6 protein-coding genes are annotated in these 8,907 nt (G+C 69.5%); 2 read left to right on the forward strand and 4 right to left on the reverse strand.

What is annotated here, in order from left to right; genetic code table 11:
• Nucleotides 1-17: 17 nt before the first annotated feature.
• Nucleotides 18-874 (forward strand): IS5 family transposase gene (locus ACWGI8_RS10280; protein WP_453659702.1). Its coding sequence is split into 2 segments (ribosomal slippage): nt 18-353 and nt 356-874, totalling 855 coding nucleotides; the frame shifts between segments, so codons are not numbered across the junction.
• A 264-nt stretch (nt 875-1,138) separates the two neighbouring features.
• Here the strand turns inward: ACWGI8_RS10280 and ACWGI8_RS10285 are convergent.
• Nucleotides 1,139-1,672, reverse strand: a complete 534-nt coding sequence (locus ACWGI8_RS10285; protein WP_453659697.1) for a GNAT family N-acetyltransferase — start codon at nt 1,670-1,672, stop codon at nt 1,139-1,141.
• A gap of 488 nt (nt 1,673-2,160) precedes the next feature.
• On the opposite strand from ACWGI8_RS10285, the gene pstS reads away from it, so the two are divergent.
• The gene (pstS, locus tag ACWGI8_RS10290; RefSeq protein ID WP_453659698.1) at nt 2,161-3,237 is read left to right on the forward strand and encodes a phosphate ABC transporter substrate-binding protein PstS; all 1,077 of its coding nucleotides are present in this window, start codon (nt 2,161-2,163) and stop codon (nt 3,235-3,237) included.
• 186 nt (nt 3,238-3,423) lie between these two features.
• On the opposite strand, the gene ACWGI8_RS10295 is transcribed toward pstS, so the two are convergent.
• The 3 genes from ACWGI8_RS10295 to ACWGI8_RS10305 all read right to left on the reverse strand — a co-directional run bounded on the left by ACWGI8_RS10295 (nt 3,424) and on the right by ACWGI8_RS10305 (nt 8,668).
• The gene (locus ACWGI8_RS10295; protein ID WP_453659703.1) at nt 3,424-4,761 is read right to left on the reverse strand and encodes a polysialyltransferase family glycosyltransferase; all 1,338 of its coding nucleotides are present in this window, start codon (nt 4,759-4,761) and stop codon (nt 3,424-3,426) included.
• A gap of 9 nt (nt 4,762-4,770) precedes the next feature.
• A complete protein-coding gene (locus ACWGI8_RS10300; protein ID WP_453659699.1) occupies nt 4,771-5,736 on the reverse strand; it encodes a glycosyltransferase family 2 protein in 966 nt (321 codons plus the stop codon).
• 196 nt (nt 5,737-5,932) lie between these two features.
• Complete coding sequence (locus ACWGI8_RS10305; protein ID WP_453659700.1) at nt 5,933-8,668, reverse strand: YfhO family protein; 2,736 nt, start codon at nt 8,666-8,668, stop codon at nt 5,933-5,935.
• Nucleotides 8,669-8,907 lie beyond the last annotated feature (239 nt).

Below are 8,907 nucleotides of genomic sequence, written 5' to 3' on the forward strand. Positions count from 1 at the left end.
CGCGACAGCTCGTGGGGATTGTTGAGCGGCTGGTGCCGGATGAGCTGTGGGAGCTGTTCCAGCGGGTGGTGCCGGAGGCACCGTCGCGACCTCAGGACGGTGGGCGGCGCAGGCATGGCGACCGGGAGGTTCTGGCGGCGATCGTGTTCGTAGCCACGTCGGGCTGTACATGGCAGCAGCTACCGACAGCGTCTTTCGGGCTGTCGGGGGCGACGGCCCATCGACGGTTCAGCGAGTGGTCGAAGTCTCGGGTATGCGCCAAGCTCCACCGTGTAGTGCTCGACGAACTCGGTGCCCGCGGCGAGCTGGACTGGTCCCGTTGCGCGATCGACTCGGTGAACATGAGGGCCCTCAAAAAGGGGACCTGACAGGTCCGAATCCTGTAGACCGGGGCAAGTACGGCTCGAAGATCCACTTGATCACCGAGCGGACGGGTCTGCCCATATCCATCGGAATCTCGGGCGCGAACCTGCACGACAGCCAAGCCCTGACCCCCTTCGTCAAGGGCACTCCGCCGATCCGCTCCCGCCGTGGACGCAGGCGGCGCAAGCCGGGAAAGCTCCACGCCGACAAGGGCTACGACTACCCCCACCTGCGGCAATGGTTACGTGAGCGTGGCATCACCCACCGCATCGCCCGCAAAGGCATCGAGACCTCACAACGGCTGGGCCGACACCGCTGGATCATCGAACGCACGATGGCTTGGCCCGCCGGCTGCCGCCGCCTCCGTCGACGATACGAACACAAAGCCGACCACTTCCTCGCCTTCACTAGCATGGCACTGCGAATCAAGGTTCCGCATCAGCGTTCGTCCGCTTACGAGCGGTCACCCGGTTCCGTGAGGAAGAAGTTTTCCAGCTGGTCCTGCTGGTGAACTCGAGCCACCTTCATTGATGTGGCGGTGCCGTCCGGTCCTGGCCTGGTCTTGCGCGGTGGGCGCCGGTCGCCCCGTCCGGAGGGCGCCCGCACCGCCGTAAACGAGCCAGGTGCCGAGCGGTACCGGCTCGCGACAACGACCGGCCGGTGGCCTCGCGCGCGCCTGGGAGGTCGCGGGGGCAGCCACCGGCCGGCGCATGTGCCGGGCCGTCACGACGAGGACCAGGGCACGGGCTCCCGGTCCCGGGTGGTGGTCAGCGGGTCACGCCTGGAATTCGGTGAGGTCGATGGCGTGGACGCGCAGCGGGACGCCGTGGACCGGATGCACCGTCTCGCGCTCCGGGGCCATGCCGAGCTTGCGCATGACGTTCTCCGAGGCGTCGTTGCCGATCCGGGCGATGCTGATGATCCTGTCCAGGCCACGGTCCTGAAGGGCGAACTCCAGGGCGGCGTGGGCGGCTTCGGAGGCGTAGCCCTGGCCCCAGAACGGCCTGCCGAGGCGCCAGCCGATCTCCACGGCGGGGAGCACCTCCGGCAGGTACTCCGGCACGGACAGACCCGCGAAGCCGATCAGCTCACCGGAGGCGATGAGCTCGACGGCGAAGAGGCCGAAGCCCTCCTCGTCCCACTCCTCCTCCCACCGCTCGATGTCCTCGGCCGTCTGCTCCAGGTCGCGCACCGAACCGTCGTCGACCCAGCGCATGACCTCGGGATCCGCGTTGATCTCGGCCATGGGGACAAGATCGTCATCGGTCCAGTGGCGGAGGATGAGGCGGGGCGTGCGGATCTCGGTCATGGTGCCCATCCTGTCGAACACAGCTCCTCGACGGTAATCGGCGACTGCCGACGGGGAGCGCCGACGGCGACCCCTGGGGGCTTGGTTTGACGTATGTCAACATAGATACATATCGAATACATAGCTGCTGCTGCCGCCGCTCGAACCGGAGGTTCCCCAGGCGCCCTCACCGCTCCGGCCCCGCGTCCGGGCCCCCCGCCCGGCTCCTCCTTGGCGCGCTCGTACCGAAAGCGCAACTGTGAGGCCGGCGTCACGACACCAACTGTTCGCTCAGGCTTCGCCCGAGAACCCGGCATATCGCTGACTATCTATCCACTGGCGAAGAGGCGCCGGTGTGCCACTCGGGCCGGCATCTCGGCAACGGCGGTCGCCTGCCATCGCAGTCCGCCGCCATCGAAGAAGACCGGGAGTGCAGGGTGCAGCATCGGCGCAAGGTCCGAAGACGTTTCCTGCCCGTCGGGGCGGCTGTTGCTGCGACCGCGTGCGCGGTGACAGGCGCGGTAGTGGTGGCGATGGGCCGGCTCGACGATTCCGCGGCGGACAGCGACGATCGTGCCGTCACTCTGCCGCCCCCGGCCAATATCGCCTGTGCCCAGGAGGGGAAGGTGCCCGGCTCCGGGTCGACGGCACAGAAGAACGCGATGGAGCACTGGATCAAGGAGTACCAGCGGGCCTGTCCGTCGGTGCGGATCGCGTACAACGCTCTGGGTTCCGGCGCGGGCGTGGCCCAGTTCATGCGGCAGGCAACGGCCTTCGGTGGTACCGACGGCGCGCTGAAGCCCGCGGACGTCGAGCTGTCGAGGGATGCCTGCCCGGGCGGCAAGGCGATCGACCTGCCGATGACCGGCGGCCCCATAGCCATCGGCTACAACCTCAACGGCGTGGACGATCTCGTACTCGACGCCAGGACACTCGCGAAGATCTTCGATTCCGAGATCACCAACTGGGCCGACCCGGCGATCCGGAAGCTGAACCCGGGGGTCGAACTTCCCGATCTGACGATTCAGGCGGTCCACCGGGCCGACGACTCCGGTACCACGCAGAACCTCAACGCCTATCTTTCCGGCGCCGCCCCACGGGAGTGGCCGTACCCGAAGGAGAAGGCCTGGCAGGGCAAGGGCGGCCATTCCGCGACCGGCTCCGACGGGGTGGCGAACAGTGTGCGCAACACCGAGGGGACGATCGGCTACTTCGAGCTCTCCTTCGCCACCGGACTGAAGATCCCTACCGTCAGGATCGCCACCGGGGCCTCACGGCCTGTCGCCGCCACCCCGGAAACGGCGTCGGCCGGTATCGCCAGTGCCGAAGTGGTCGGCAAGAACAACGACCTGGCCCTGAAGTTGAACTACGCCACGCGCGCCGAGGGTGCCTACCCGATCGTCCTCGTCACCTACGAGATCGTCTGCGACGTGGGCAATCAGCCCGAGACGCTCCCCGCGTTGAAGTCCTTCCTCGCCTACACCGCCAGCGAGGAAGGACAGAAGATCCTTCCCGGCATTCATTACGCACCGCTGCCCGACAACGTCGCCGCTCGGGTGCGGAAGGTCATCGGCACACTGTCCTGACCTCGCACCGGCGGCAGCTCGGCAGGTCATGTGACGGCGGGGTTGAAGTGCGCGTCGGAGACGGGTTCGAGCCGGGGGCCTGATCGAGGAGATCGCTCCGAAGAAGACCGGCTGAGCACCCAAGGGATCCAGCACGGCCGGGACGTCATCGCACAGGCTCCGGCCGCCGTCCGGTCCACGTCCCGGTCAGCCGGCCGGGTCGAGGATCTCGCGGATGCGGCGCAGCCGGGATGTGGGGCGCGGGGCGGTGCCGCCGGGGAGGGTGAGTTCGGTGAGGCGGTCCGGCTGGAAGTACCGGAAGTAGCGGGCGCTTTCGTCGCCGTGACGGTCGGACAGCAGTCGGGCCGTCTCGTCGCGCAGGCCGCGGTGGAGCTTCGGCTGCATGCAGTAGCCCACCGCCCGGACCAGCGGGCCCAGGGTGTCCGGTGCGGCGCCCGGTACGGCGGGGGCAGCGCCCAGCTCCAGGTCCGGTACCAGGTGGTCCACGATGGTCAGCGGCATCCGGTTGCTGTTCTCGTACGGTGCGAGGCGCTCCAGGACCATCTCGGTGCCCACCCGCGCGATCGGGATGTCGTAGTACACGGAGGCGGTGAACATCGCGGTGGAGAAGCAGCCGACGACGAGCTGCGGACGGCAGCGCTCGTAGAAGGTCTCGGCGAGCAGCGGTCCGTCCAGGACGGTCAGTTCCACGCCGGCCTTGGCGGCCTCCTCGTTCAGGGCCAGCGAGTAGCGGGCGGGCGCGGTCGGGTGCGGCTTGAAGATGACCGACCGGTGCCCGGCCGCCGCGGCACCGCGCAGCATACTGACGTGAAGGTCCTCTTCCTCGTCGGCCGAGAGGATGCTGAGCGCGGCGAGGTACTGGCCCAGCAGCAGGGCGGTGGGGGCGGCCTCGACCGCTCGCGTCACCTGCCGGTCCCCGGCGGCCGATTCGGCGATCTCCGCCAGCACCTTGCGGAAGGCGCCGTCCGGTACGAGTTCCGGCTGAACGTCGAACTCGGACAGCAGCAGCGGACGCAGCCCAGGGACCAGGTCGAGGTGGAGGAGCCGCTGGATGCGGCACGCGATCAGCTGCGGCAGTTCGCCGCGGGTCGGCCCGTAGCTCATGAGGCCGTCGGCGTACACCTGGACGGGGCTCTGCGCGAATATGCCGGCGAGCGCCTTGGCGGGGTTGACCTGGATGGACTCGACGATCAACTCGACCGGTCCGCTACCCAGTCCCCATGCCGTCCGGAACGCCCGCTGCCACAGCGGGGTCTCCTCCGGACGCGGACCCCAGGAGCCCGGGTGATTGGGACGGATGGCCTCGTTCCAGTCGATCACGTCGTCGAACCGGGCGGCGATCCGGTCGTAGCCGGTCATCGCGGCGAGCCGGAGAGCCGTTTCCGGGATTTCGGCGTTGTTGGAAACCAGCAGGATCCGGCGGACGTCCTCGCGCGCGCCGAACTGCCCGGCATCGAGTGCCGCCGCCAGTGTGGCCGCTCCGTAGAGCGTCGAAACCTGGAAGATCTGAGTGCGCTGGTGCATGTCCATGGCTCAGGCGGCCCTTCTCGTGTCGCGCAGACGCTGGAGCATCGTGCTGCGTGCGGTGTCCATCGTCGCCAGGGTCTGGTCCAGCACCTGCTGGGGCATACGGTGCAGCGCATCGGCCACATTGCGCTTGAGCCGCTTGGCAACGGCCGACTCGTACTGGTCCGCCTTGTTCATATGGAAAGCGATCATGGCACAGTAGGTCCGTACAGCCTTCGGAAGAAAGCGGTCGGCCTCGGCGTCCTTGGCCACTTCTTCGAGCAATATGTCGTACGACGGGATGAAGTCCAGCTGACGGTTGTCCGTGATCTGCGTGAGGGACGTGGTGACACCGCGCCGGTAGAAGACCCCGTGCAGTCCGAGAGCCGCGTACGACGTTGCCTTCAGATGCAGGCGCCAGATCCACAACCGGTCTTCCGCGGTGCGCAGTTTCGTCTCGAACCGCGACTCGCCGTTGTCGAAGAGGCGGCGGCTGTAGATGCCGAACGGGACGAACGGGTAGTCCACCATCGTCACCATGCTCGACGGCGCGATTCCGTCCCGGGGGTTCATCACCGTGTCGCGCAGCTTGGCCGGCGCGTAGCGGATGTGGCGTGACCTGCCGGTCGCCTGCACATGGTCGGTACGGGCGAAGTCGCAGCCCAGCCTCTCGATGCCCGCCACCATGGCGCGCAGATGACCGGGCGCGTACCAGTCGTCGCCGTCCAGGAACGTGACGTAGTCCCCGGTCGCCGCGTCCAGACCGGTGTTGCGCGCCTGGGCCACGCCCCGGTTCGTCTCGTGGCGGATCACCCTGGCGCCCGGAATCCGGCTCTGCCAGTGGTCGAGAACTTCCGGTGTGGCGTCCGTCGAGCAGTCGTCGATCAGCAGGAACTCGAAGGCCGGGTCCGCGTTGTTCGCGAGGCTGCGCATGGTGTCGGGAGCATAGATGCCGACATTGTGAAGTGGCACTATGACGGACAATTTCGGCACACGGAATCCAGACGCTCGAACACCAGTCTTTCCCGCAGAATATCCGCCCTGATACCCCGCCGGACGAGCCGAATTTGCACTGCGGGTGAATTCTTGTGGTCCTGCGAAGAAACCCGTGACGGCTTCGTCAGTCCGGTTCCTGAGCCCTCGTTCCTGAGCCTTCGATACTGAGTCCTCGTTACTGAGTCCCCGGTCCTCAGCCCCCGGTCGCCCTCGAAGGCATGCGCGGGCGGCGGTGCCACAATCCGATGGCCACCAGGGAGACCAGAGCGGCCGCGCCGACCGCGCCGCCCAGCCGCAGCCCCGGCGGCCGGAACGTACAGCTGATCGAGGTCGCCTTGCCGTCGCTCGCCTCGCCGTCGAGCGGGACGGCCAGCAGACCCAGATACCGCTCGGCGGGCACGGGAGCCGCGTCGCCCGCGGCACAGGTCCATCCGGAGATCCGCGGTACGGCGATGACGGCGGTTCCGGTGCTGCCGGCCGGCAGCTCGGCGGAGATGGTGTGGCCGGAGACGTGGACGCCGGTGGCGCCGGTCTCCGTCAGCTGCCGCACGGCCGAGTCGAGCCGGTCCTGCACCAGACACCCGACCGGCTGTCGCGGCAGGACCGGCCCGGCCGAGGAGCGCGGGGCGGAGTGCGGGTCCGCGCGCAGGTCGATCCGCACCGAGCCGGAGGCCGGGACGGTGCCGAGCGACTGCATGGCGCCCCGCACGGCCGGCAGCTTGCCGTCGAAGCTGACGGGCTTCTGTCCGTCCAGGGCGGCGGTGCCCTTGTACTCGGGCGCCCAGAAGTAGACCCGCGAGCCCGCGGTACAGGTGCCCGTGAGCGTGTCCGTACTCGCGCCCTTTGCCGTGCCCGTGGCCGTACTCGCGCCCTTGGCCGTGCCCGTGCCCGTGGTCTCGCTCGACCGGGTGAGGTCGCCCGGCACGTCGTAGACCTTGGCGCCGAGCAGCAACTCCTGGTTGGCGAAGGCGGAGTCGCCGAAGCGGACCTGTCCGTCGGGGAGCCGGACGTCCGGGCGGACGGTGACCAGCGGGGGCACGGCCGTGTCGGTGGAGGTGATCGTGGCCTCGGGTCGCTCGTCCAGCTGTACCGGCGCCGAGGGCGACGAGTGCATACGGGTGCCGATGGAGAAGATCGCGTCGGTCACCGGGTTGTCCAGGCTGACCGGGTGCCGCCCCTTGGCGTAGTAGCCGAAGCCCAGGGAGGACAGCGTGCTGGAGTAGACGTCCGCGGTGAGGCTGCTGTAGTAGTCGGCACCCTGTCCGCCGACCACCAGGACGTCGTTGCCGCCCGGAACCTCTCCGGGATCCGTACGGTGCCGCGGCCAGGCGTCCTTCTGCGCGGTCGCCCGTTCCATGTCCTCGTGCCAGGGACCCAGCCGCGGGGCCCAGGAGACCTTCTGCAACTGCTGCTGCTCGATACGGGTCCCCGTGATGGCGGTCTCACCTGCCTGGGCGGCGACGAGCAGGGCGACGGCCAGGACCGGCAGCACCCGGGCGCCGACGCCGTACCGCCTGACGAGCAGGACGGCCGCGGCGGCGAGCACGGCGAGCGCCGTGGCGGCGACGAAGGCGGGATACGTCCACCGGTCGATGTCCGCGCTCCCGCGGGCCGCGAACGTCAGCACGGCCAGCAGCCCGCCGGCGCCCAGCAGCGCGGGCAGCCGCGGCAGCCCCTGGGCCGTCGACAGCCAGGCCGCGATCAGGAGCAGTCCGCAGAGCACGAAGGTCTGGCGGTAGGGGATGCCGTTGGGAGAGGCTCCGGCGTGCCAGAGCAGATGGGTGGGCCCCCACTGCATGGACAGTGCCACCAGGCAGATCGTGGCGGTCCAGGCGACACGGACGCGGGGCGCCAGAGCGCGGTTGAAGGGCAGGGTCAGCGCCAGCGCGAGGGCCGGGGTGCCGATGTAGAGGGCGGGCGTCGCCACGCTCGAGGTGGCCGGCAGCAGCCGTGCGAACACGTCCGCCCAGGCGACGGCCGAGAAGGTCACCTCGGGAGTCGGATCCGCGACGCGGGTGGCCGAGTAGATCACCACGACGACCGGTGCGGCGAGGCCGATGCCCACGGCCACGCCCCGAGCGGCCCGCAGGAGGCCCGTCAGGCGCCTGCGGCCGGTGTCGTCGGCCGTGAGCAGCCGGACCACCAGCACGACGGCCGCCCCGATGGTCGCCATGTACGCGGTGTAGAAGTTCGCGACCCAGGCCAGTGCGACGACCAGCGGGCCCAGCACCGGGCGACGCCCGGCACGTGCCCACTCACCGACCAGGCACAGCAGCGGGAAGGCCAGCAGGCCGTCCAGCCACATCGGGACGTAGGCGCCGTAGTTGAAGGTCCAGCCGGACAGCGCGTACGCGGCCCCCAGCACGGCGGCCACCGGCCATGGGCCGCGGCGCAGTTTCAGCAGCAGGACCGACATCGCGGCACCGGCCGCGGTGATCTTGGCGACGGTGATGACGTAGAGGGCCAGTTCGGTCCGGTCCGCCGGGAAGAGCACGACCATCACGTCGAACGGGCTGCTCAGATAGGTGCCGAAGTCAGCGAGGAAGTTCGAACCGAAACCCGAGGTCCAGTTCAGGAACATGTCGCCGTCGGCCTCGCCGAGCAGCAGCTTCCGCCAGTACGCGTGGTACGGCAGGTACTGCTGGCCGAGGTCGACGATGTTGCGGGTCGTGGGCCCGAACGGGTAGCTGCCGGCCCTCAGTCCGCCGAGGCAGAAGACGACTCCGGTCAGCACGGCGGCACCGACCGCCGCCCGCAGCCGCACGCTGCGCCGGAACACCGGCATCGGCCGCCGCACGCCGCCGGAACCGCCCGGGGCACCGGGGCCACCGGGCTTCTCCCGCGCGGCCTCGTCCGCCGTCCCGGGTCCCTCTCCCGTGGTCCTCACGCGCTCGCCCTGGGCGGGCTCGGCCTCGGCAGCAGGGGGCACACGTCCTCCGGGGTGTCTTGCGCGGCGCGCGGATGCGCGGGAACGCTGAAACGCTGGAACCCAGGTTGTTCCACCGCTCGGGCTGTCGGCCATTACCGCCGAGCCGGGCAACCCGAATCCGAGCACCGGACGAGCTCTGGACGCACCGGAGGTGAACTCCGGGTGCCGCCCGGACCGCCGTGTTGCAACCGGCCGCGGCCCGGCCGGGCGCCATCCCTCCCGGCCGGGCCGTCCTGGTG

This window comes from Streptomyces sp. NPDC054841, assembly GCF_053611045.1.